This is a genomic window from Pseudomonas sp. 1928-m, assembly GCF_029269135.1.
In the GTDB taxonomy this organism is placed as follows: Bacteria; Pseudomonadota; Gammaproteobacteria; order Pseudomonadales; family Pseudomonadaceae; genus Aquipseudomonas.
Genome location: NZ_JARIXO010000001.1, coordinates 1,258,679 through 1,279,934 on the forward strand (window position 1 = coordinate 1,258,679; position 21,256 = coordinate 1,279,934).

Annotated in this window: 22 protein-coding genes; 7 read left to right on the plus strand and 15 right to left on the minus strand. The window is 59.7% G+C overall.

Features of this window, described 5'->3' with window-relative positions; all coding sequences use genetic code 11:
* Positions 1–45: 45 nt before the first annotated feature.
* Positions 46–807, minus strand: a complete 762-nt coding sequence (locus P3C18_RS05600; protein WP_275960866.1) for a hypothetical protein — start codon at positions 805–807, stop codon at positions 46–48.
* Between the two features lie 171 nt (positions 808–978).
* On the opposite strand from P3C18_RS05600, the gene sbcB reads away from it, so the two are divergent.
* Complete coding sequence (gene sbcB, locus P3C18_RS05605; RefSeq protein WP_275960867.1) at positions 979–2,409, plus strand: exodeoxyribonuclease I; 1,431 nt, start codon at positions 979–981, stop codon at positions 2,407–2,409.
* Between the two features lie 101 nt (positions 2,410–2,510).
* On the opposite strand, the gene mvaT is transcribed toward sbcB, so the two are convergent.
* Positions 2,511–2,885, minus strand: a complete 375-nt coding sequence (mvaT, locus tag P3C18_RS05610) for a histone-like nucleoid-structuring protein MvaT (protein ID WP_275960868.1) — start codon at positions 2,883–2,885, stop codon at positions 2,511–2,513.
* A 302-nt stretch (positions 2,886–3,187) separates the two neighbouring features.
* Between mvaT and purU the strand changes: the two genes are divergently transcribed.
* From purU to P3C18_RS05625, 3 genes are read left to right on the plus strand one after another with little or no spacing between them, the layout of a single operon-like run.
* On the plus strand, positions 3,188–4,039 hold the full coding sequence (gene purU, locus P3C18_RS05615) for a formyltetrahydrofolate deformylase (RefSeq protein WP_275960869.1): 852 nt from the start codon (positions 3,188–3,190) through the stop codon (positions 4,037–4,039).
* Positions 4,040–4,084: 45 nt separating this feature from the next.
* Entirely contained in the window at positions 4,085–4,510 is a 426-nt protein-coding gene (locus P3C18_RS05620; RefSeq protein WP_160013327.1) for a CBS domain-containing protein, read from the plus strand.
* 27 nt (positions 4,511–4,537) lie between these two features.
* Positions 4,538–4,723, plus strand: coding sequence for a hypothetical protein (locus P3C18_RS05625; protein ID WP_275960870.1), 186 nt, complete (start codon positions 4,538–4,540; stop codon positions 4,721–4,723).
* Positions 4,724–4,842: 119 nt separating this feature from the next.
* Here the strand turns inward: P3C18_RS05625 and P3C18_RS05630 are convergent, their stop codons facing one another.
* The gene (locus P3C18_RS05630) at positions 4,843–6,720 is read right to left on the minus strand and encodes a methyl-accepting chemotaxis protein (protein WP_275960871.1); all 1,878 of its coding nucleotides are present in this window, start codon (positions 6,718–6,720) and stop codon (positions 4,843–4,845) included.
* A 129-nt stretch (positions 6,721–6,849) separates the two neighbouring features.
* Here P3C18_RS05630 and P3C18_RS05635 point away from each other — a divergent pair, with 129 nt between their 5' ends.
* Positions 6,850–8,349 carry a helicase HerA-like domain-containing protein gene (locus P3C18_RS05635; protein ID WP_275960872.1) on the plus strand — a complete coding sequence of 500 codons (1,500 nt, stop codon included), beginning with the start codon at positions 6,850–6,852 and terminating at the stop codon, positions 8,347–8,349.
* A 58-nt stretch (positions 8,350–8,407) separates the two neighbouring features.
* On the opposite strand, the gene P3C18_RS05640 is transcribed toward P3C18_RS05635, so the two are convergent.
* Both P3C18_RS05640 and P3C18_RS05645 read right to left on the minus strand, forming a co-directional pair.
* Positions 8,408–8,620, minus strand: coding sequence for a hypothetical protein (locus P3C18_RS05640; protein WP_275961591.1), 213 nt, complete (start codon positions 8,618–8,620; stop codon positions 8,408–8,410).
* 243 nt (positions 8,621–8,863) lie between these two features.
* The gene (locus P3C18_RS05645; protein WP_275960873.1) at positions 8,864–9,619 is read right to left on the minus strand and encodes a transporter substrate-binding domain-containing protein; all 756 of its coding nucleotides are present in this window, start codon (positions 9,617–9,619) and stop codon (positions 8,864–8,866) included.
* Positions 9,620–9,967: 348 nt separating this feature from the next.
* On the opposite strand from P3C18_RS05645, the gene P3C18_RS05650 reads away from it, so the two are divergent.
* Positions 9,968–10,273, plus strand: coding sequence for a hypothetical protein (locus tag P3C18_RS05650; RefSeq protein ID WP_275960874.1), 306 nt, complete (start codon positions 9,968–9,970; stop codon positions 10,271–10,273).
* A 6-nt stretch (positions 10,274–10,279) separates the two neighbouring features.
* On the opposite strand, the gene P3C18_RS05655 is transcribed toward P3C18_RS05650, so the two are convergent.
* Positions 10,280–11,158, minus strand: a complete 879-nt coding sequence (locus P3C18_RS05655; protein ID WP_275960875.1) for an aldose 1-epimerase — start codon at positions 11,156–11,158, stop codon at positions 10,280–10,282.
* Between the two features lie 140 nt (positions 11,159–11,298).
* Between P3C18_RS05655 and P3C18_RS05660 the strand changes: the two genes are divergently transcribed.
* Positions 11,299–12,054 carry a FadR/GntR family transcriptional regulator gene (locus tag P3C18_RS05660; protein WP_275960877.1) on the plus strand — a complete coding sequence of 252 codons (756 nt, stop codon included), beginning with the start codon at positions 11,299–11,301 and terminating at the stop codon, positions 12,052–12,054.
* A 21-nt stretch (positions 12,055–12,075) separates the two neighbouring features.
* Here P3C18_RS05660 and P3C18_RS05665 read toward each other — a convergent pair whose 3' ends face one another.
* The 9 genes from P3C18_RS05665 to P3C18_RS05705 all read right to left on the minus strand — a co-directional run bounded on the left by P3C18_RS05665 (position 12,076) and on the right by P3C18_RS05705 (position 21,214).
* On the minus strand, positions 12,076–12,984 hold the full coding sequence (locus tag P3C18_RS05665; protein ID WP_275960878.1) for a DMT family transporter: 909 nt from the start codon (positions 12,982–12,984) through the stop codon (positions 12,076–12,078).
* A gap of 69 nt (positions 12,985–13,053) precedes the next feature.
* On the minus strand, positions 13,054–14,334 hold the full coding sequence (locus P3C18_RS05670) for a TRAP transporter large permease (protein ID WP_275960879.1): 1,281 nt from the start codon (positions 14,332–14,334) through the stop codon (positions 13,054–13,056).
* The gene (locus P3C18_RS05675) at positions 14,335–14,862 is read right to left on the minus strand and encodes a TRAP transporter small permease (protein ID WP_275960880.1); all 528 of its coding nucleotides are present in this window, start codon (positions 14,860–14,862) and stop codon (positions 14,335–14,337) included.
* Between the two features lie 65 nt (positions 14,863–14,927).
* Positions 14,928–15,899 (minus strand): TRAP transporter substrate-binding protein, encoded by a 972-nt coding sequence (locus tag P3C18_RS05680; protein WP_275960881.1) that lies wholly within the window; start codon positions 15,897–15,899, stop codon positions 14,928–14,930.
* 69 nt (positions 15,900–15,968) lie between these two features.
* Positions 15,969–16,859: an SMP-30/gluconolactonase/LRE family protein gene (locus P3C18_RS05685; protein ID WP_275960882.1), complete on the minus strand. Its 891-nt coding sequence runs from the start codon at positions 16,857–16,859 to the stop codon at positions 15,969–15,971.
* Positions 16,860–16,916: 57 nt separating this feature from the next.
* Positions 16,917–17,735, minus strand: a complete 819-nt coding sequence (locus P3C18_RS05690) for an NAD(P)-dependent oxidoreductase (protein ID WP_275960883.1) — start codon at positions 17,733–17,735, stop codon at positions 16,917–16,919.
* Positions 17,736–18,159: 424 nt separating this feature from the next.
* Positions 18,160–19,680: a tripartite tricarboxylate transporter permease gene (locus tag P3C18_RS05695; RefSeq protein ID WP_275960884.1), complete on the minus strand. Its 1,521-nt coding sequence runs from the start codon at positions 19,678–19,680 to the stop codon at positions 18,160–18,162.
* Between the two features lie 11 nt (positions 19,681–19,691).
* Positions 19,692–20,177 (minus strand): tripartite tricarboxylate transporter TctB family protein, encoded by a 486-nt coding sequence (locus P3C18_RS05700; RefSeq protein ID WP_275960885.1) that lies wholly within the window; start codon positions 20,175–20,177, stop codon positions 19,692–19,694.
* A gap of 65 nt (positions 20,178–20,242) precedes the next feature.
* Positions 20,243–21,214, minus strand: coding sequence for a tripartite tricarboxylate transporter substrate binding protein (locus P3C18_RS05705; RefSeq protein ID WP_275960886.1), 972 nt, complete (start codon positions 21,212–21,214; stop codon positions 20,243–20,245).
* Positions 21,215–21,256: the final 42 nt, after the last annotated feature.

Consider the following 21,256-nt stretch of genomic DNA (forward strand, 5'->3'; position numbering starts at 1 on the left):
CGGCTCAGTGATCTGAACCGGCGCAACGGGGCTATTTAGTGAGGATTATTGCGGCGCGGGCAATACGCCGAAGATGGTGCGATAGAGCACGCCCATGGCAATGACAAACAGCGGAATGGTCCAGACCAGGCCAACCCCCAGCGGGATTGCGCTGACGAGTGTGATCAGGCCGAGCAACAGGAACAGGCCAAAAACCTTGAACCAGCGCTGGGTAATCGCCTTACGCGAGGCCTCCAGGGCTTGCCATGGCGTCAGGCCGCGTTCAACCACCAGCGGAATGGCCAACATATAGGCGATGGCCAGGTACAGGCCGGGAATGATCAGCAGGAACATGCCGAGATAAATCAGCAGCATGCTGATAATCGCGGTAATCACCAGCGGTACGGTGCGGCCGAAGTGGCTGAAGATGTCATTGAAGCTGATCGGTTGGTCGGCGGCGCGACGGATACCGATCATGTTGATCCCGGCCATAAAGGGGTAGGCCAGGGCCGAGGCCAGAATGCCGATGACCAGTTCGGCCACGACCGCGAGCATCGGGCTGTCGCTGACCACGCCCAGCAGGCCGAAGAATCCGCCAATCAGGAAGGATGCCGTCAGTAGCACGGCGTAGAACACCAGAAAGCCGCCGATGATGATGCCTTTGGTGCCTTTTACTCGCTGCCAGGCTTCGCTGAGCAGGTCGCTGATGTTGAAGTCGTAGCCCCGGCTCAAGGCTTCTTCGATGCTTGGCACCTGGCTGTCGCGTGGCGCTTCCTGCAGTGCGCTGGCAGGGGCTGCGTAGGGATTGCTGGGGTTGATATCACTCATGGGGCGTCCTTGTGCAGAGTGGTTATTCGAGTTTCCCACTTTAGTCGTCGCCAGGACGCCCTACAAGGCACGGACCCCACGTGGGGCGTGCGCTGGCGCAAGGTTTGGCGCTTATCTGCGTGATGCTTGCCGGGTGGTAGACTGCCTGCGCCTCAACATCAGGACATGATAGTGACTTCCAGCCTCTTTTGGTACGACTACGAAACCACCGGTATTGACCCACGGCGCGACCGGCCGCTGCAGGTCGCGGGGATTCGCACCGATGAAGACCTCAATGAAATCGGCGAACCGCTGAATATCTACTGCCATCCCAGCGACGATATCTTGCCGCATCCGGCGGCTTGCCTGGTCACCGGGATTACCCCGAGCACGCTGGCGCAGCATGGCCTGGATGAGGCTGAATTTATGAGCCGCGTGCATGCCGAGCTGTCGCAGCCCGGCACGTGCGGGGTGGGCTACAACAGCCTGCGTTTCGATGATGAGGTGACGCGCTACAGCCTGTATCGCAACTTCTTCGATCCCTATGCCCGTGAATGGCAGGGTGGCAACAGCCGTTGGGATCTGATCGACTTGGTGCGTACGGCCTATGCACTGCGCCCGGAAGGCATCGTCTGGCCGGAAGAAGAGGGGCGGGTGACGCTCAAGCTGGAGCGCCTGACGGCTGCCAACGGCATTGAGCATGGCCAGGCCCACGATGCGCTGTCCGATGTGCGGGCCACCATCGCCCTGGCGCGATTGCTACGCAGCAAGCAGCGCAAACTCTATGACTACCTGTATCAGCTGCGCAGCAAACAGCGCGTGCAGGATCAAATACGCCTGTTGCAGCCTTTGGTGCATATCTCCGGGCGTTACGCCGGGGCGCGGCATTATCTGGCGGTGGTATTGCCGCTGGCCTGGCATCCGCGTAACCGCAATGCGTTGATCGTCTGTGACCTGCAGTCCGATATTTCGCCGCTGCTCAATGAATCCGCTGAGACATTGCGCACGCGCCTGTACACACGGCGCGATCAATTGGCTGAGGGTGAGTTGCCGGTGCCGCTGAAGTTGCTGCATATCAACCGTTGCCCGGTTGTTGCGCCGATGAATGTATTGCGCGCGGAAGATATTCAACGCCTGCAACTCGATGTGCCGGCTTATCAGGCGCAGGCCGAACAATTGCGCGTAAATCCTGGGCTGTGGCAGGACAAACTTGCCCAGGTGTATGCCGAGGAGCAGTTCGCTGCCACTCAAGATCCTGAGCAACAGTTATATGACGGTTTTATTGGTGATCGTGATCGTCGGCTGTGCGAGCAGGTGCGACGTGCCGAGCCGCAGCGTTTGGCCGAGGCAGTTTGGCCATTTGATGATGGGCGTTTACCGGAGCTGTTGTTTCGTTACCGGGCGCGCAACTTTGCCGCGAGCCTGAATGCGGAAGAGCAACAACGTTGGTGGACATTCTGCCAGCAGCGTTTGAGCCGGCCTGAATATGGTGCGCCGAACACGCTCGAACAGTTCAGTCAGGCACTTGCCGCGGCACTTCCAAATATTGGTGCGGAGCAGCAAGCGGTTTTGCTGGAATGGCGGGAATATGCAGAGCAGTTACGCCAGCGTTACGCCCTGTAATTTGTGGGGACAAATACTGAATGCGCTGCTGAAACAGCGCCCATAAAAAACGCCAGCAGCGCTGGCGTTTTTATTTAGAGCGTGTTGCTTGCGCGGCAGGCTTAGCCCAGCAGGGTGGCCCAGCCTTCAACGACGTCACCGCCCCACTTGGCTTTCCACTCTTTCAGAGTCTTGTGGTTGCCGCCTTTGGTTTCGATAACTTCACCGGTGTTCGGGTTTTTGTACTGCTTAACTTTACGTGCACGCTTGGTGCCAGTGGTTTTGGTGGCGCGGGTGGCTTTGCTGCCTTTGGCGTCCGGGTCGAGCATGGCAATGATGTCGCGCAGCGACTTCTGGTATTCACCCATCAGGGCGCGCAGTTTGCCTTCAAATTCCAGTTCTTTTTTCAGTTTGTCGTCTTGCGACAGGTTCTTCAGGCGGTCTTGCAGTTCTTTGATGGCTTCTTCGGTGGCGCGATATTCATTGATCAACGACATGTTGGGGTACCTGTATTCGGGATTGGCGATTAAGTGATAGCAATAGTAGTCAGGCACTTTTCACAAGTAAACCGCTTTATCGGTATTTTTTATGAATTGTATTGTTAAGTAACTTGTAGCAGGGCTTGTCTGTTGTACATGCCTAGTTATTCACCAGTTATCGCGGTGGTGTTTGCGCTATTTGCCTGGCAGGCACTGTTCGATCTTGCGCTATTGCTGTGCTGGCAAGCGCTGTTTGAGTACTGCAGTTTTTTCTGGCTGTGACTAGAATGGCCGACTTTATTTGAGCGCTGGAGCCGTTGATGCGTACTTTTCGATTGGTCATTGCCTGTCCGGACCGGGTCGGCATTGTGGCCAAGGTCAGTAACTTTCTGGCCACCTATAACGGTTGGATTACCGAAGCGAGCCACCACTCGGATAACCAGAGTGGTTGGTTCTTTATGCGTCACGAGATTCGCGCCGATTCGCTGCCGTTTGATCTGGATGGTTTCCGCCAGGCTTTTGCGCCGATTGCCCGTGAGTTCTCCATGGAGTGGCGGGTGACCGATTCGGCGGTGAAAAAACGCGTGGTGCTGATGGCCAGTCGCGAATCGCACTGCCTGGCCGATCTGCTGCATCGCTGGCACAGCGATGAGCTGGATTGCGATATCCCCTGCGTGATTTCCAATCACGACGACCTGCGCAGCATGGTCGAGTGGCATGCCATTCCGTACTTCCATGTACCGGTTAACCCGCAGGATAAGCAGCCAGCATTTGATGAAGTAGCGCGCCTGGTGAAAGCCCATGCGGCTGACGTGATTGTGTTGGCGCGTTATATGCAGATTCTGCCTGCGCCACTCTGTGCGGAGTTTTCCCAGCGGGTGATCAATATTCATCACAGCTTTTTGCCGTCGTTTGTTGGGGCTAAGCCCTATCACCAGGCGTCATTGCGTGGGGTCAAGCTGATTGGTGCGACCTCGCACTATGTCACCGAGGAGTTGGACGCCGGGCCGATCATCGAGCAGGACGTGGTGCGCGTCAGCCACCGCGATAGCATCGAAGAGATGGTGCGCCTGGGTAAGGATGTGGAGAAGATGGTGCTGTCGCGTGGTCTACGCTATCACTTAGAGGACCGAGTGCTGGTGCACGATAACAAGACAGTGGTGTTCGACTGAGGTGCATGTTGCGGTTCGGTTCAGTACAGAAAGAGGGATTTACTGATGCTCAAGTCAATCAAAGTACGTGATTACATGACCCGCAATCTGGTGACTTTCCGTCCTGAAATGAACCTGTTCACCGCCATCAATCGTTTGCTTGAACACCGTATCTCCGGCGCGCCGGTGGTCGATGGGCAAGGGCATCTGGTGGGCTTGTTGTCGGAAGGCGACTGCTTGCGCGGGATTCTCTCCGGCGCTTATTACGAGTCGGCGGGCGGCGATGTCAGTGCCTATATGACCACCGAGGTGGAAGTGATATCGCCCGAGGCGGACATTATCGAAATCTCCGAGCGCTTTTTGCGCGGCCGGCGCCGGCGTTTGCCGGTGGTCGAAGAGGGCCGTTTGATCGGGCAGGTCAGCCGCAGTGATGTACTGCGTGCGGTCAAGGAGTTTGCCCAGCATGATGAAGGCCACCTGGCGCTTAACTGAAGACTGGCGAAGCACGTTGGAGGTGTTATGACAGATCCGCTTGCGCGTGGAACATCCAGCGCGCCACCGGTGCTCGGCGAGGGCTGTACGCAGCGCTATGACCCCCAGGCGCTTACCCCCGAGGACGGCACCGAATTTGCCGATGCCGCCGAGCTGTGGCGGCAATTGCAGCAAGACCAACAACCGCCAGCGAATAACGACAAGCAGAAATAAAAACGGGGCGCTCAGTGAGCGCCCCGTTTGTTTGTATGGCCTGCCATCCATGGCGGCCACCCTTGCGGGCCGTCGCTACGCGACGTTAAAAATGGCTCCCAGCCTTTTTTACGCATTTGTTAAATGCGGAAGCTATCGACCAACTGCTTGAGCCGGCTGGCCTGTTGCTCCAGATCACCACAGGCACGCAGGGTGGCATTAAGGTTTTCCACGCCTTCCTGATTGAGAGTATTGATTTCGGTGATATCGACGTTGAGCGATTCGATCACCGAGGTCTGTTCCTCGGTGGCGGTTGCTACCGACTGGTTCATGCCGTCGATCTCGCCGATACGTTCGGTCACGCTGCTCAGGCGCGCGCCGGCCTGGTTGGCGATCTCCACGCTTTCTTCGCTGTAGCGCTGGCTTTCGGTCATGGTGGTGACCGACTCGCGGGAGCCGACTTGCAGCTCCTCGATCATCTTCTCGATCTCCTGCGCCGACTCCTGGGTGCGGTGGGCCAGGTTGCGGACTTCATCGGCAACCACGGCGAAACCGCGACCGGCTTCACCAGCGCGCGCGGCTTCGATGGCGGCATTGAGCGCCAGCAGGTTGGTTTGCTGGGAGATGCTTTTGATCACCTCAAGAATCTGCCCGATGTTCACCGTCTTGCTGTTGAGGGTTTCGATATTGCTGCAGGAGGCGCTGATCTTGCCGGACAGCTCATTCATCGCCTGGATGGTTTTTTCCACAACTTGGCGGCCGTCTTCAGCCAGGTGCCGTGCGTCAGAGGCTTGATTTGACGCGTCGGCAGCGTTGCGCGCGATCTCCTGAGCGGCGGCGCCCAGTTCGTTGATTGCTGCGGCGACGCTGTTGGTGCGGCTGGCCTGCTCGTCGGAGTTGATCATCGACGAGTTGGAGGCGCCGACCACCAGTTTCGCCACCTCATTGACCTGGCTGGTGGCGGATGACACTTCGCGGATCGAACTGTGGATGCGTTCGACAAACTGGTTGAACGCGCTGGCCAGGCGGCCGAACTCGTCGTTGGACTGAATGGTCAGGCGCTTGGTCAGGTCGCCCTCGCCCTGGGCGATGTCCTCCATGGCTTTACCCATGACATTCAGCGGTTGCATCAGCACGCTGATCAGCATGCTCAGCAGCAGCATGATCAGCACTACGGCGATGATGGTGGCGACGATAGCCGAGGCGCGGAACTCGCTGAGCATCGAATAGGCCTTGGCTTGGTCGATGGACAGGCCGACATGCCAGTTGACCGAGGGCAGGCCTTTGACCGGAGCGAAGGTGAGGATGCGGGGTTCGCCATTGAGCTCCGCTTCGCTGAACTCGCCGCTGATCCGTGGCGTGTTTTTCGGGTAGACCTCGCTGAGGTTCTTCATCACCAGGGATTTATCCGGGTGCACCAGGATCTTGCCGTCAGCGCTGATCAGAAAGGCATAACCCATGCCGGCAAAGTCCAGCGAGTTGATGATCTCGACCAGGGTATTGAGGCTCAGGTCGCCACCGACCACCCCGGCTGCTTTGGCAGGCGTGGCGATAGTAATGATCAGTTCGCTGGTGGCAGCGTCGACATAGGGCTCGGTGAGGGTGCTACCGCCTGCGGCCATGGCGTCCTTGTACCAGGGGCGCTGGCGTGGGTCATAGCCATCGGGCATGTCTTCGTTCGGGCGCATGGTGAAGCTGCCGTCGGCGCTGCCCAGGTAGGTGAAGGCGAACGTGGAGGCCAGCACCTTCTGTTCCAGCAGGCCGGTCAGGGCGTCGCCGGAAGAGTCGCGGGCGACCGATTGGGCGACGTTTTCCACCAGCAGGATGCGCCCCGACAGCCAGTTGGCGATGTTGCTGGCGGTGACATTACCCATTTCTTGCAGATAGCTTTCCAGATCATCGCGGATGGCGTTGCGTTGCAGGTAATCGTTGTACAGCGTGAACAGCGAGAATGCGGCAATCACCACCAACGAGGCGGCGAGCAGAATCTTGTGGCTGAACTTCAGGTTGTTGGTCATGGCTTCTTGCGTCCGGTAAGTTCTGGCATCAGTCTTGAGCTGATGTAAGGCAATGGCACCGCCGACAGTGCGGCGATGCTGACTATGTCGGCTTAGTTGCAGTAAAGCTTTAACCATGGAGATAACAAGATGGCGCAAACCGATCAGTTTGTTGTAGGGGCCGATCTTGAGGGGCTACCGGTGGGGCAGGCGTTGCGCTTGGCCAACCGTCACGGGCTGATTGCTGGCGCGACGGGCACTGGCAAAACGGTGACTCTGCAACGTTTGATCGAAACCTTCAGTGATGCCGGTGTGGCGGTGTTTGCCGCTGATGTAAAGGGCGACCTCTGTGGCCTGGGGGCTGCTGGCGCGCCGCAAGGCAAAGTGGCCGAGCGTATCGCCAGCATGCCCTGGCTTAACCATCAGCCCATGGCCTACCCGGTAACCCTGTGGGATGTGCATGGCCAGAGCGGCCATCCGCTGCGCACCACGCTCAGTGAGATGGGGCCTTTGCTGCTCGGCGCGCTGCTGGAACTGACCGACAGCCAGCAGGCCGCACTCTATGCCGCGTTCAAGGTGGCGGATCGCGAAGGTTTGTTGCTGCTTGACCTGAAAGACCTCAAGGCGCTGTTGGCTCATCTGAAAAGTCACCCCGAAGTGCTGGGCGAAGACAGCGCGTTGTTTACCTCCACCTCATCGCAGGCCTTATTGCGCAAGCTGGCCGGTTTGGAGCAGCAGGGTGCCGAGGCGCTGTTTGGTGAGCCGGCATTGCAGCTGGAAGATATTCTGCATCCGGACCGCGATGGTCGCGGGCGCATTCACCTGCTCGACGCCAGCCGCTTGGTGCATGAAGCGCCGAAGGTCTACGCGACCTTCCTGCTCTGGCTGCTGGCTGAGTTGTTCGAGCAACTGCCGGAGCGCGGTGACGCCGACAAGCCGCTGCTGGCGTTGTTCTTCGATGAGGCGCACCTGTTGTTTGCCGGAACGCCGAAGGCCTTGCAGGAACGCCTGGAGCAGGTGGTGCGGTTGATCCGCTCGAAAGGCGTGGGGGTGTACTTTGTCACCCAGTCGCCGGGCGACTTGCCGGACGATGTGCTGGCGCAGCTTGGCCTGCGTATTCAGCACGGCTTGCGCGCTTTTACCGCCAAAGAGCAGAAGTCGCTGCGCGCGGTGGCTGATGGCTTCCGGCCCAATCCGGCCATCGACACGTTGACGGTGCTCACCGAGCTGGGTATCGGCGAAGCCCTGGTCGGCACGCTGGAGGCCAAAGGCACGCCGGCCATGGTGCAGCGTGTAGCCGTTGCTCCGCCGCAATCGCGTATCGGCCCGCTGAATGATACTGAACGTGCGGCCTTGATTCAGCAATCGCCGTTGCGGGGGCGCTACGACAAGCCGATTGATCGTGAGTCCGCCTATGAATTGCTGACCGCCCGCGCTGAGCAGGCTGCGCAACAGGCAGAGCCAAGCAAATCGAGCGCTGCCGGCAAGCAGGCAGAGGCAGGCGGTGGGATTGGCGGTGCTGCGGGTGAGTTGCTCGGTGGCCTGGCCAGCCAAGTGATGAAAACAGCCATGCGCCAGGCGGCCAATCAGATTGGTCGGCAACTGGTGCGTGGTCTGTTGGGTTCGCTGATGGGCGGTAAGGGGCGCTGAGTCAGCGGCCATCCCGATCTGGGATGGCCGCCTGCTCTGACATCAAGGTTGCGGGGCGTCAGCCAGACGCCTCGTCGGCCTTGGATTGCAGCTCTTTTTCGATTTTTACCAGCTCTTTTTCAAACGCTTGGTCGAGAAGGTTAGCCTTCTTGCGCCACGGCTTGCGCTCGGGGTCCGGTTGAGCGGCGTAGGTAATCACTTCCCCGCCGTATACATCCTTGTAACGCTGCGCCTGGCGCTCGAGTTCGGCGCGCAGTTCGTCTTTCGTCACGTAGTTACCCATGGTCTTGAACAGAATATTGGCTGGATGCCAGGCATATGACCTGGGCACCTGAGACGGCCAAACAGTTTTAGCTCACGCATTTATTGAGCATGGCGAATAGTTTCAATGACTATTACCACGCTGGTTTGCCCTTTAATTGTGGATTACCTGAACGAATTGTCAGGTTTGTTAAAGGGCTAATTAGGTTGCGCCCGGCAATTATGGCGAAGCCAAGTTAAATGTCCAGCCTGCTTAATTGGCAGGTTGTAGACCGTAGCGTTGCAAAATGGTTGCAAGCTGGCCGTTATTGCGCAGCGTACCCAGCCCGCGATTGAATGCCTGAAACTGCGCAGGGCTGACTTTCTTGCGGGAAAAACCAATGCCGTATGAAATTGACGTCAAATGCCCGGCGTTGCGCAGCGCATAGAGGTATTCATGCTCAATCAAATGCCGGGCAACATCGCGGTTAAGCACCACAACACCTTGTTCACCAAAACGCCCAGCATTGAGCATCAATAACAGCCGATGGTTATTGGTCACCAGTTTAACCTCGACATCCGGTGTGTTCTTCAGGCTTTCCTGGAGTACGAATGAGGTGCCTGACGGGCCATACACGCCGACCTGGCGGCCGCGCAAATCCTCTGGTTGGCGGTAATGGAAGTTATTCGAGCGCAGGGTGTAGAAGTCGTAGCCGGAGGTCACCAGCATGGGGGTAATAAAAAACGCCTGTTGCCGCGCGGGTGATTGAATAACGGTAAAAATCCCATCCACCTCGCCATCTTCGGCTTGTTGCAACGCGCGTCGCCAGGGCAGTACTTCAATTTGGCAGCGCCACTGCAAGATCAGGCAGGTGGCGTCGACTATTTCCGGTAAGGCGCCGCTGGCAATTGCTCCGCGTGAATAACTGAAGGGTGGAAATTCTTCAGTCACAAAGTGCAGCTCTTCAGCCACCGAAGTGCTAACCCAGAGCAAACTCGCCAATGCGCACAATGCATTGCGTATCAACACGACATAATCCTTTAGTTGCGATGAATGCTTGCAGGCGCTGCATTAACTGGGGTGCGCTTAATGGCTGGCATTATTAGCCTTGGGTAAGCGTATTTGCCTAGTGCCTGTTTGCGCCACCTTAGTGTGTGATGAGTTTGGCTGACGACGCCTTGCCATTTCAACGTCGCGCCGGACTGCTCGGTAACACCTTGCAAACTCTATGCAATTGAGGAAACACCCGCGCCTCCCTACATTTGCGCACGCACCGCTGAGCCTCGCCTGGCGGTTAATCAGCCGGGTGATCAATCAATGTCGCGGCCATTGGGTCGCGGCACAACAGGCCGATAGCGGCTGTGTATGGAGAACGTGATGCGTAAGTCGATGCAAATGGCTGTGCTGGGTCTGGTGCTGATTGGCCTGGTCGGTTGCGAAGCGGCCGAACAATCGGCGCAGAAACTCGCCGAGAAAGCCGAGCAGGCGGTTGTGGACGTCGCCCGTGAGGCGGTCGATGAGACCGTGAAAGAGCTCAACAAGCAGGTGGATGAAGTGCAGCAGTCGACCAATGAGTGGCTGGGCAAACCTGCCGAAGATTCTGAACAGACTGAGCCGCAACAACCCGAGCAGCCACAGGCAGAGCCGGTTGACCAGGCTGCTACGAAGTCTATCGAGGCCTAAGTTGTTTCAGGCGTGCGTCAGGGGCTGATACTGCAAACTGAAGGACAGCTGGCTGGTTTCACCCTGCCGTAACAGGCGCAGGCCCGGTTGCCCTGGCAGATGGTGGGCGTTGACTGGGTGACTTACCGGCTCGAAGCAGAAGAAATCCTGCCCGGCTGGGGTGAAGAGGATGAAGTAGTCGGTGCCTTGGCTGCGGCATTGCAGCCGGTAGCCGGCGTCTTGCTGGATTATCTCGCAGCTGCCATCCCAGCCGGTAAAGGCGTTGTCGATCTGTTCGGTGGGCAAGGGCTGAGCTTCTGCGAAGTTCCAGCCAGCCGGCAATGGCGCCAACTCGCTGGATAGGCGCGCCTGATCGCATTGCCAGAATTGCTGCGCCTCTGCACGTAGGCGGGTGTGTGCGGTACGCGGAAAATACGGGTGCCAACCCAGGCCATGCCAGGCCGCGCGCGAGTCCAGATGGGTAACCTGTAGGTGCATCTGCAAGCAGCCGTCGTGCAGGCGAAAGCGCTGTTGCGCGCAATAGGCAAATGGCTCGCTACTGTCCAGCTGCAGGCAGACCTCGCTGGCGCTTTGTTCGATTACTTGCCACGGCTGTTGCCAGGCGCTGCCGTGGATCGGCAGCGGATCGTTGGCGCTGTTGGCGGCCAGGGCAAACCAGCCGTCCGGGCTGCTAAAGCCGCCTTGGCCGATGCGGTTGGACCAGGGCGCCAGCGGGTAACAGGCCAAACGCCGTGGGCTGCGCGCCTGCAAAGCCAGCTCATCGCTGGGGCGCAGCAGCGCATGGCCGTTGGCACGCAGGGTCCAGTTGACGATGCTGCCGCCCAGTTCCGGGGCCAGGGTCAGGCAGGTCAGTTGGTCTTCGAGGGTCAGCAGTTCGGTCGGCATGGCGGTTGCGCTCGTGCAGAAATTTCACAGTGATGGATAAATCGGTTTTTGTGCGGGAACTGCGACTCAAGGAGTGTGTCATCGTACAACTCCCTGGGCTATGATTGCGCCTTAGCCGTCAGCCGAGAAAGACCGTCGATATGGATAATCCGAACACCCCGCCACGTGCCCGCAGAAAGCACCGCAGCCTGGCCCAGGAACTGGTGACCGAGCTGTCTCAGCGCATCCGTGACGGGGTGATCAAGCGCGGTGACAAGTTGCCGACCGAGTCGGCGATCATGGAAGAGCAGGGCGTCAGCCGCACCGTGGTGCGTGAAGCCCTGTCGCGGTTGCAAGCCTCCGGTCTGGTCGAGACCCGCCATGGTATCGGCACCTTCGTGCTGGATACGCCGAGCCCCAGTGGCTTTCGTATCGATCCGGCGACCATCGTGACCCTGCGCGATGTGCTGGCGATTCTCGAGTTGCGCATCAGTCTGGAAGTCGAGTCGGCTGGTTTGGCGGCGCAGCGCCGTAGTGCCGAGCAACTGGCGGCCATGCGTGAGGTGTTGGATGTGCTGCACCAGAGCGTGTCGCAGGCGGGCGATGCGGTGGCTTCGGATTTTCAGTTCCACCTGCTGATTGCCGAGTCCACCGGCAACCGCTATTTCACCGACATAATGAGTCACCTGGGCACCAGCATCATTCCGCGCACGCGGCTGAATTCGGCGCGCATTGCCCACGATGATCAGGAGCACTACATGGCGCGCCTGAGCCGCGAGCATGAGCAGATTTTCGAAGCCATCGCCCGCCAGGATTCCGATGCCGCGCGCGCCGCCATGCGCCTGCACCTGACCAACAGCCGCGAGCGTCTGCGCCAGGCCCACGAAGCCGCCGAAGCGCAAGCTCAGCAGGCCTGAACCACGCTGGCCTGACATTGCTCAGGCCGGCCGGCGGTAGGTCAGCAGCACAATGCCGCTGACCACAATCAGCCCGCCGATAATCTGGATGCCGCCGAGCAGCTGATCGAGAATCAGCCAGCCAAACAGCAGGCCGGCCACCGGCTCCATATTCATCACCGGCGCATTGCGCGCGATGTTCAGCCGTGTGACGAAGATAAACAGGGTGGAAAACGCCGTCCCGTAGAGCAGTACCAGGCAGGCCAGGGCGATCCAGCCGACGCCGGCTGACGGCAAGCCCATACCACCCGGCAGCAAGCCACCGGCTCCGGCCATGGCGGATGCCACAAACACCACCAGCATGGTCAGCATGCTGCGCACCGTGCCCGGCATCGCGCTCAGGCGATGCTCGGTCACCCACAGGGCGCAGGCAAACACGGCCGCTGCCGTCAAACCGAACAGCACACCCTCGATCCAGTTGGCATCGATCTGCGTCTCGCCGGATAGCCGCGATGGCAGGTCGAGCACCAATACCAGGCCGAACAGAATCAGCCCCATCAGCAACGCCGCCCGCGCGGTTGGCCGCGGTCCGCCTAGGGCCCAGGTCAGCAGCGCCAGCATGATAGGCGCGAGGTTGACCACCAGCAGCGCCAGGGCCACCGGAATCCGCGCTACCGCCGAGTAGATGCAGAAGCTCTGCACCGCGATCAGCAAGCCGAGCAGCAATTGCCAGCCCCAGGTTTGCGGTTTCAGCCGCAGTGATTCGCTGCGCCACAGCACCAGTGCGATCAACGCCAGCATGGTCACGCCGGAGCGGCAGAGCATCGCCAGTAGCAGGCCGGTGTCGTGGTCGAAGGCGATACGGGCGGCGATATGCCCGCCAGCGAACGAGCAGGCCAGGGTGGCCAGAATCAGCACCGCGATGTGCCGGGGGAAGGGCGCGGCAGACATGCTATGTCCTTACAAAACAAGGAGCCGCCAGGTCGGCGGCTCCAGGGGATCGTGACGCATTGTTGAGTGTTACAGCACTACGCTCGGCAACCACAGCGAGATAGCCGGAATATAGGTCACCGCCATCAGCACCATAAACAGCGCGGCGTAGAACGGCAGCAGCGCCTTGATGGTGTTCTCGATGGTTACCTTGCCAATGGCCGCGCCGACAAACAGCACTGCGCCTACTGGCGGGGTGATCAGGCCGATGCCCAGGTTGACCAGCATGATCATGCCGAAGTGCACCGGGTCGACGCCAATATCCACCACCACCGGCAGCAGGATCGGCGTGAGGATCAGGATCAGCGGGGCCATGTCCATCAGCGTGCCGAGGGCCAGCAGCATAAAGTTGATGCACATCAGGATCACGTAGCGGTTATCCGACAGGGTCAGAAACAGCGCAGTGATCTTCGACGGAATCTGCATCAGGGTCATGATGTAGCCGAAGCTGGCAGCGAAGGCGATCAGGATCATCACGATCGACAGCGTACGCACGGTGCGGTGCAGCAGCTTGGGCAGCTCGCGCCATTTGTAGTCGCGGTAGATAAACATGGTCACGAAGAACGCCCAGACCACGGCGATGGAGGCCGACTCGGTGGCGGTAAAAATACCGGAGAGAATGCCGCCAAGGATGATCACCATGGTGAACAGGCCCCACAGCGCATCCACGCAGATTTTCAGCGCTTGCTTGAGCGGGATGACCTCGCCCTTGGGGTAATTGCGTTTGCGCGCAAAGTACAGGCACATGCCCATCATCACCGCGCTGAGCAACAGGCCTGGGCCGATGCCGGCGATAAACAGCGAGGCAATCGACACCGTGCCGCCGGCCGCCAGCGAGTACAGCACCGAGTTGTGGCTGGGCGGGGTGAGCAGCGCTTGTACCGAGCCGCTGACGGTGACTGCGGTGGAGTATTCACGCGGGTAGCCCTTCTTTTCCATTTCTGGAATCAGCACCGAGCCGACCGAGGCGGTGTCCGCCAGGGACGAGCCGGAGATCGCGCCGAAGAAGGTCGAGGCCAGAATGTTGACCAGCGACAGGCCGCCCCGCACGAAACCCACCAGCACGTTGGCGAAATTCACCAGGCGCCGCGACATGCCGCCTTCGGCCATGATCGCGCCGGCCAGGACGAAGAACGGAATGGCCAGCAGGGAGAATTTGCTCACCCCGCCGCTGATCTGAATCATGATCGCGTGGAACGGAATATCAATGTACCAGGCGCCGAGCAAGGCCGATAACCCCAGGGAATAGGCCACGGGTACGCGCAGCATAATCAGCACGAGAAAGCTGCCCAGCAGAATTAGCGCATCCATTTACACGGCCTCCTTGCTGTCTTCAAGCAGCTCGAAGTTGACCACGCGGCGGTGGCTCTGGTCGCCGAGGAACAGGCGCTCAAGGACGAAGATCAGGGTAATGAAACCGCCAACCGGAATAGGTGCGTAGCTGATGCCTACGCGCAGGGTCGGCAGGGTGCTCATAAACTGGTTCCAGGTGGCCGCGCACAGCTTGATGCCCCAGATGGTCATAAACAGGGCGATGGCCGCCATCAGCAGCTGCACCAGCAGGCTGATGCTGGGTTGCCACGCGGGTGAGAGGCGGTCGGTAAAGGTGGTCACGGCCATGTGCGCACCGGCCCTATAACTGGCGGCGGCACCGATAAAGGTGAACAGCACCATCAGCATGATCGCAATGGGCTCCGGCCAGCCGGCGCCACTGCCCAGAACGTAACGGGCGAAAATGCCCCATGGAATGATCAGCGCCATCACGACGATGGCGGTGCCAGCGACCCAGATGCAGGCCTGGTAAATCACGTCGTTGATGCGTAACAGCAAGTTTTTCATGAGGCTTCACCACGCGCGTGGCGACGACCTAAGCCGTCACCACGGGGTTCTTCAGAGATAGCGAGTTACTGGACTGCTTCGATACGCTTGATCAGGTCAGCGTAGGGCGCGCCGTATTTCGCACGAATCGGTGCGGTGGCGTCGAAGAAGGGCTTCTTGTCGACTTCGATAAACTCGACGCCGGCTTCTTTCAGCTTGGCTTCGCTGCTGGCGGACTTCTCATCCCACAGCTTGCGCTCTTCGAACTGCGCTTCCTTGGCGTACTTCTTGACGATCTCCTGCTGCTCGGGGGTGAGCTTGTTCCAGCTGGCTTTGGACATCACCAGTGGCTCCGGCAGGATCAGGTGGCCAGTCAGGCTGTAGTACTTGGCCGTGCGGTAGTGGTTGTGCTCAAGCATGGTCGGCGGGTTGTTTTCTGCACCGTCGACAACGCCGGTCTGCAAGGCGCTGAAGATTTCGCCGGTGTCCATGGCCACGCCATTGGCGCCCATGGCGTTGAAGGTTTCGATAAACAGCGGGTTGCCCATCACGCGAATCTTCATGCCCTTGAGGTCTTCAAGGTTGCGTACCGGCTTCTTCGAATAGATGTTACGGGTGCCGCCATCCATCCACGCCAGGCCGACCATGTTGAATTCGGAGTTGGTGATCTTGTCGAGAATTTCCTGGCCGATTTCACCGTCGATGATCGCGCGCATGTGCGCCGTGTCGCGGAAGATAAATGGCATGTTGAACACGTTGACGTCCGGTACCACCGGGCCAACGGTGCCCAGGCTGACGCGAGTCATTTGTACGGCGCCGATCTGCACCTGCTCGACCACTTCCTTTTCCGAACCGAGTACGCCGCCGGCGAACATCTTGAAGCTCAGCTCACCATTGGTGGCGGCTTCGATCTTCTTGCCCATGGCTTCCTGGGCGACAACGGTCGGGTAACCGGCCGGATGAATCTCGGCCATCTTCATCGTGGTGGCTTGCGCCAGGCCTGACAGGCAGAAGGCAAAGGGCAGGGCGGCGACAAGCAACTTGCGTTTGAAGGTCATGGTGAATCTCCAGTCTTGTTGTTGTTGGGAGTGCAGCGTTGCGAGGGCTAAGGCGACAGCAGGCGCGCCTCAGCCATTGAAATGAGGTTCCTCCAGGCCAGTGACACCTGGGTTGAGGGCGAATACGCCGCCCGCCAGGGGTTGATCGGCGAGGTCGATGCCATCCGGGCGAATCGAGGTGACGTAGAGGGTGTCCAGGTTGCGACCGCCAAAGGCGCACATGCTTGGCTTCTTCACTGGCACGGTGAGGGAGCGGTCCAGGCGACCATCTGGGGTGAAGCGATGGATCTGCCCAGCATCATTGCCGCAGATCCAGTAGCAGCCGTCGGCATCCACCGCTGCGCCATCCGGGCGGCCAGGATGGTCATGCATATCGACGAACAGCCGGCGGTTATGCGGCGTGCCGCTGTCGATGTCGTAATCGAAGGCCCAGATCGCCTGCACGGACGGATGCGAGTCGGACAGGTACATGGTGCGGCCATCCGGGCTGAACGCCAGGCCGTTGGGCACGATAAAGCCACTCAGTTGCGCGCTGAGCGGCTCGGCCTGGCCGGCGCTGTAGCGGTACATGGCGCCGACCGGCGCCGCGGCACTCATGTCGAGCAGCATGCTGCCGGCCCAGAAGCGGCCCTGGCGGTCACAGCGGCCGTCGTTGAAACGCATGCCCGTGCGGGCATGTTCCACCTCGCACAGCAGGCTGCTGATCAGCTGACCATCTGCCTGGGCTTGCACGTGGAACAGGCCGCTCTGCATCCCGGCGATCCAGCCGCCGTTGTGGCTGCGGGCGATGCAGGCGAGCATCTGCGGCGCCATCCAGTTCTGCGTCTGGCCGTCGGCGGCGCTCCAGCGGTGCAGGCGTTTGGCCGGGATATCGACCCAGTACAGCGCCTGTTCGGCGGCACTCCACACCGGGCTTTCACCGGTGGCATTGCGGGCGTCGAGAATCAGTTCAGCGTGCATGGCAGCTCGTTCTCTGGGTTGTTCTTGTTATGGGTGTGGCGTGTAGCTATGGCGTGATCAGTCGTCGCCGAACGGCCCGGCCGCGACAAAGGCGCCACCCTGATAAACCATCGCCGGGTCATCGGCGGCGGGCATCGGTTGTGCGTCGATCTGCGCGCGGAACACCTCGGAGCTGTCCTTGGGCTGGAAGCCCAGATGCGCGGCCAGGTGGTTGTCCCACCAGACGTTCTTGTTGGCGGACATGCCGTAGACCACGGTGTGGCCAACGTTGGGGGTGTACAGCGCGCGTTCGAGCAGCTGCGTCAGGTCGGCAAAGCTCAGCCAGGTGCTCATCATTCGGCGGTTGTGTGGTTCGGGGAACGAGGAGCCGATGCGGATGCTCACGGTCTCGATGCCGTAGCGGTCGAAGTAGAAGCTGGCCATGTCTTCGCCGTAGGACTTGGACAGACCGTAGTAGCTGTCCGGGCGGCGTGGGCAGTTGGCGTCGATGGTTTCGTCCTGCTTGTAGAAACCGATGACATGGTTGGAGCTGGCGAAGATCACCCGCTTCACGCCATGCCGGCGCGCCGCCTCATAGATATGGAACACGCCGCAGATATTGGCCCCGAGGATTTCCTCGAACGGCCGCTCCACCGATACGCCACCGAAGTGCAGGATCGCGTCGACGCCTTCGACCAGCTGGTGGACTGCGGTTTTATCGGCGAGGTCGCAGACCTGGACTTCTTCATGGGCGCCTGTAGCAGGGCTCATGGCCGCGATATCGGAGACGCGCAGGATGTTGGCATAAGGCCGCAGGCTTTCGCGCAGGACCTTGCCGAGGCCGCCTGCCGCCCCGGTGAGCAGCAGGCGATTGAAGGGTGTGTAAGGTGTGGTCATGGCAGTCTCTGCTTCTCTGCTTGTTGTTATTGGGTTGTCATCTGTTGTCGTATGACTTGCCTGGATTATCAGGAGTCTCGCTTACCTTTGTCAACGCGACTATGGTCGAAAATTCGCTCAAGTTACGTGCCGGATAGCGAGAGGAGTAGCCGGAATATCTGTGTGGAGTTGCATCTTTAATTTCCGGCTGTAACGCTCTAAATCGGTGCTTTTGATGTTGCTCTATCAGGGGCGTAAATACCTGCGCGGCGCGCGCTGACCTTAAGGCATGTTGTGGCGGACTACTGGGTTCTAAATCAATATTTAGTTGTACGACAACATATCTCTTTTGTTATGCGTTATCACGAGTGGTGGTCACGCTTAGGATGGCGCCAGGCGCGAGTGGCAATGCCGTTCACCGGTCGTGGGTGAACGGCATTGCGCCTCAGGTACGCAGAATCTCGCTGACCATGCTTTTCTTGGGGCGCAGCGAGCTGACGATCTGCCAAACGATGAACGCCAGTGCCAGGCCGAGGAACGACGCGGCGATGGGGTTGCTGAGGAACGCCCCGAAGTTGCCATCCGACAGCATCAGGCCGCGGCGCAGATTGGTCTCCGCCATGGGCCCGAGAATAAAGCCGATGATAAACGGTGCCGCCGGCATCCCTGCTTTGACAAAGGCGTAGCCGAGCAAGCCGAAGAGCAGGATCGACCAGACGTCAAACAGACGACTGGACAGGCCAAAGGCGCCGACAACACAGAGCACCAGGATGATCGGCAACAGGATGTGCTTGGGCACGTCGAGCAGCTTGATAAAGATGCGCAGGCCATAGAACTCCATAAACAGCATCAGCACGGTGGAGACGATCAGCGCGGCGAAGATGGTGTACACCAGCGGCGCCTGGCTGATAAACAGCAGCGGCCCAGGCTGGATACCGTGGATAAGAAAGCCGCCGAGCAGAATGGCGGTGACCGTGTCGCCCGGAATACCCAAGGTCATCAGCGGCAGCATGGCGCCACCGATGCCGGCGTTGTTGGCCGTCTCGCTGGCAACGATGCCGCCGATATTGCCTTTGCCGTAAGTTTCCGGATTTTTCGCGCGCTTCTTCGAAATGATGTAGGCCACCAGGTTTGAGGTGCCGGCGCCGATGCCCGGCAGAATGCCAATGGCCAGGCCGATCAGTCCGGAGCGCGAGGCATTGGGCACCTGCTCGCGGAATTCCTTGAGCGAGAAGCCGAAGCCCTTGATGTTCTTCATGCTTACCGACTGCGCCTTACCCTGGCTCGCCGTGCGGCCGCGCTCGGCCACCTTGATGATTTCGGCGACGGCAAACATGCCGATCATCACCGTCAGCATGGCGAAGCCGCCGTTCAGTTCGGTAACGCCGAAGGTAAAGCGCCGAACCGCTTCCACGGGGGCGATGCCCACGGTGGAGACTGCGAAACCCAGAGCGCCGGCGAACAGGCCTTTGGCCATGGAGCCGGCAGACAGTGTGGCGATCAGGGTCAGAGAAAATATCGCGATGGCGAAGTATTCATGCGGGCCGAAGCGCAGGGCGACCTTGGCCAGCTGCGGGGCGATAAACATCAGCGCCACAATACTGAAAATGGTGCCGAGAAAAGAGAATACGATGCCGACGCCGAGAGCCTTGACCCCATGGCCTTGCTCCATCAGCGGGCCGCCATCGAACACCGTGGCGATGGAGGAGGGCGTGCCAGGAATTTTCAGCAAAATCGCTGAAATCAGCCCACCCGAGGTCGCGCCGATAAACAACGCCACCAGCAGTGACAGGCCAGCTTGCGGCCCCATGGTGAAGGTCAGCGGCAGGCACAGGGCCACCGCCATGGTCGCCGAAAGCCCGGGCACAGCGCCGAAGACAATGCCCACGGCAACGCCCACCACCATCAAAAACAGGATGTGAAACGAAAACACGGCGCCGAAGCCTTGCTGCAATAAGTCGAGCATGGTCGATTCTCCTAAAGGCCGAGTAATCCGGATGGCAGCATCAGATCGAAGGCCTCACGGAACAGCAGGTAGATCGTCGCCGAGCTGATCAGCGCAATCACGCCGTAGGCCAGATGGTTGATCTTCTGCCCGACAGGGGTGAGGACGCAGAACTGCAGGTACAGGTAGACCACGGTCATGATCGGGAAGCCGACCGTGTTCAGCAGCGCGATATAGCCAATGATCAGCGCCAGGGTCTTGGCCACGGTTTTGATATCGATGCTGTCGGTTGTTTGTGCGTCCTCCTCGATGCCCTGCTCCGTCGCCTTGGGCGCAACAAACGCGCTGACCAGCTGGATGGCGCCAAGCAGGCACAGCATTGCCGCGAGCAGGTAGGGCACAAACGCCACGTCGATGCCGGCATGCCGCGGCAGTTTGCTGGTCATCAGCAGATAGCCGAGGCCGACGCCAAGCATGGCGACGCCGATCAGCAGCTCCTTGTTATTACGGATAGCCATCAGGGAACCTCGCATGATGGGCAAAGGCGTAGCCGGCTATGGTGGGCCGGCTGGTGTGGCGTTGCTTACTTGGCCTGGCGCAGGGCGTCTTTGTACTGCATGAAGTCGTCGCGGGTTTTGCTCAGTACGGCAACGGCTGCTGCGCTGTCGTAGTAGGCAACCGGCTGCTTGAAGGACTTCTTCAGCTCGTCGGCGTATTCAGGCAGCTCGGTGATCTGCTTCATGATGTCGGCCATTTTTTGCACGATTGCCGGGTCGGTGCCTTTCGGGAAGGCCACCACGTAAGGCTTGTCGATGGTGAAGTCGACGCCTTGTTCCTTGAAGGTTTTCACCTCGCCCAGCAGTGCGTTGCGCTCCTGGTTCGGCTGGCCGAGTGCGTACATCTGACCGCCGCTGACGTAGTCCTGCACGGAGCCATAGCTGATTGCGCCGAGGTCGATGCGCCCGCCGAGCAGCGCCACTACCTTCTCGGAAACGGTGCCGGCATCGACCATTTTCAGCTTCACGCCGGCCAGTTGTTCAAACATCAGGCCCTGAATGTGCGAGAAGCTGCCCATCTCGGTGCCGTAGCTGACGCTGTTGGGGTTGGCTTTGGCTTTTTCGATCAGCTCTTGCAGGCTTTTCACCCCTGCTTGCTCGCCGGCGACAAAGATCGCGCCTTTATCTACGCCAGCGATGCAGGCGATGTCGAAGGCCTCGAAGCTGTCTTCGGACAGGCCCGCGACTTCGTTGACGATCAGTTGGCCGGTGTGGGTGAACAGGATGGTGTTGCCATCTGGCGCGGCGCCTTTGACCTGCTCGGCTGCCAGAGTGCCACCGCCGCCGGCCATATTGGTCACCACCATGTTTTTGCCGGTGATCTGGTTGAAGTACTTGGCCATCATGCGGGCGTTGAAGTCGGTGTCGCCGCCGGCGTTGGCGATGACCACCACTTGCACTGGGCGGGTCGGCCAGTTGGGGGCGTCGGCAGCCAAGGCGCTACCGGCAGTAAAGGTCAGCATTGCCGACATCAGGGACGCGCAGAGTGTTTTTTTCATTGTAAGTCTCCGGTGGTGAGGTGTTGCTGAGGCAGCGTTGAG

Bases quoted from the DNA above. Each gene is read 5' to 3' on its own strand.
- P3C18_RS05600 (WP_275960866.1), bottom strand. From the start codon at position 807: ATGAGTGATATCAACCCCAGCAATCCCTACGCAGCCCCTGCCAGCGCA.
- mvaT (WP_275960868.1), bottom strand. From the start codon at position 2,885: ATGTCGTTGATCAATGAATATCGCGCCACCGAAGAAGCCATCAAAGAA.
- purU (WP_275960869.1), top strand. From the start codon at position 3,188: ATGCGTACTTTTCGATTGGTCATTGCCTGTCCGGACCGGGTCGGCATT.
- P3C18_RS05620 (WP_160013327.1), top strand. From the start codon at position 4,085: ATGCTCAAGTCAATCAAAGTACGTGATTACATGACCCGCAATCTGGTG.
- P3C18_RS05625 (WP_275960870.1), top strand. From the start codon at position 4,538: ATGACAGATCCGCTTGCGCGTGGAACATCCAGCGCGCCACCGGTGCTC.
- P3C18_RS05630 (WP_275960871.1), bottom strand. From the start codon at position 6,720: ATGACCAACAACCTGAAGTTCAGCCACAAGATTCTGCTCGCCGCCTCG.
- P3C18_RS05635 (WP_275960872.1), top strand. From the start codon at position 6,850: ATGGCGCAAACCGATCAGTTTGTTGTAGGGGCCGATCTTGAGGGGCTA.
- P3C18_RS05650 (WP_275960874.1), top strand. From the start codon at position 9,968: ATGCGTAAGTCGATGCAAATGGCTGTGCTGGGTCTGGTGCTGATTGGC.
- P3C18_RS05655 (WP_275960875.1), bottom strand. From the start codon at position 11,158: ATGCCGACCGAACTGCTGACCCTCGAAGACCAACTGACCTGCCTGACC.
- P3C18_RS05660 (WP_275960877.1), top strand. From the start codon at position 11,299: ATGGATAATCCGAACACCCCGCCACGTGCCCGCAGAAAGCACCGCAGC.
- P3C18_RS05665 (WP_275960878.1), bottom strand. From the start codon at position 12,984: ATGTCTGCCGCGCCCTTCCCCCGGCACATCGCGGTGCTGATTCTGGCC.
- P3C18_RS05670 (WP_275960879.1), bottom strand. From the start codon at position 14,334: ATGGATGCGCTAATTCTGCTGGGCAGCTTTCTCGTGCTGATTATGCTG.
- P3C18_RS05675 (WP_275960880.1), bottom strand. From the start codon at position 14,862: ATGAAAAACTTGCTGTTACGCATCAACGACGTGATTTACCAGGCCTGC.
- P3C18_RS05680 (WP_275960881.1), bottom strand. From the start codon at position 15,899: ATGACCTTCAAACGCAAGTTGCTTGTCGCCGCCCTGCCCTTTGCCTTC.
- P3C18_RS05685 (WP_275960882.1), bottom strand. From the start codon at position 16,859: ATGCACGCTGAACTGATTCTCGACGCCCGCAATGCCACCGGTGAAAGC.
- P3C18_RS05690 (WP_275960883.1), bottom strand. From the start codon at position 17,735: ATGACCACACCTTACACACCCTTCAATCGCCTGCTGCTCACCGGGGCG.
- P3C18_RS05695 (WP_275960884.1), bottom strand. From the start codon at position 19,680: ATGCTCGACTTATTGCAGCAAGGCTTCGGCGCCGTGTTTTCGTTTCAC.
- P3C18_RS05700 (WP_275960885.1), bottom strand. From the start codon at position 20,177: ATGGCTATCCGTAATAACAAGGAGCTGCTGATCGGCGTCGCCATGCTT.
- P3C18_RS05705 (WP_275960886.1), bottom strand. From the start codon at position 21,214: ATGAAAAAAACACTCTGCGCGTCCCTGATGTCGGCAATGCTGACCTTT.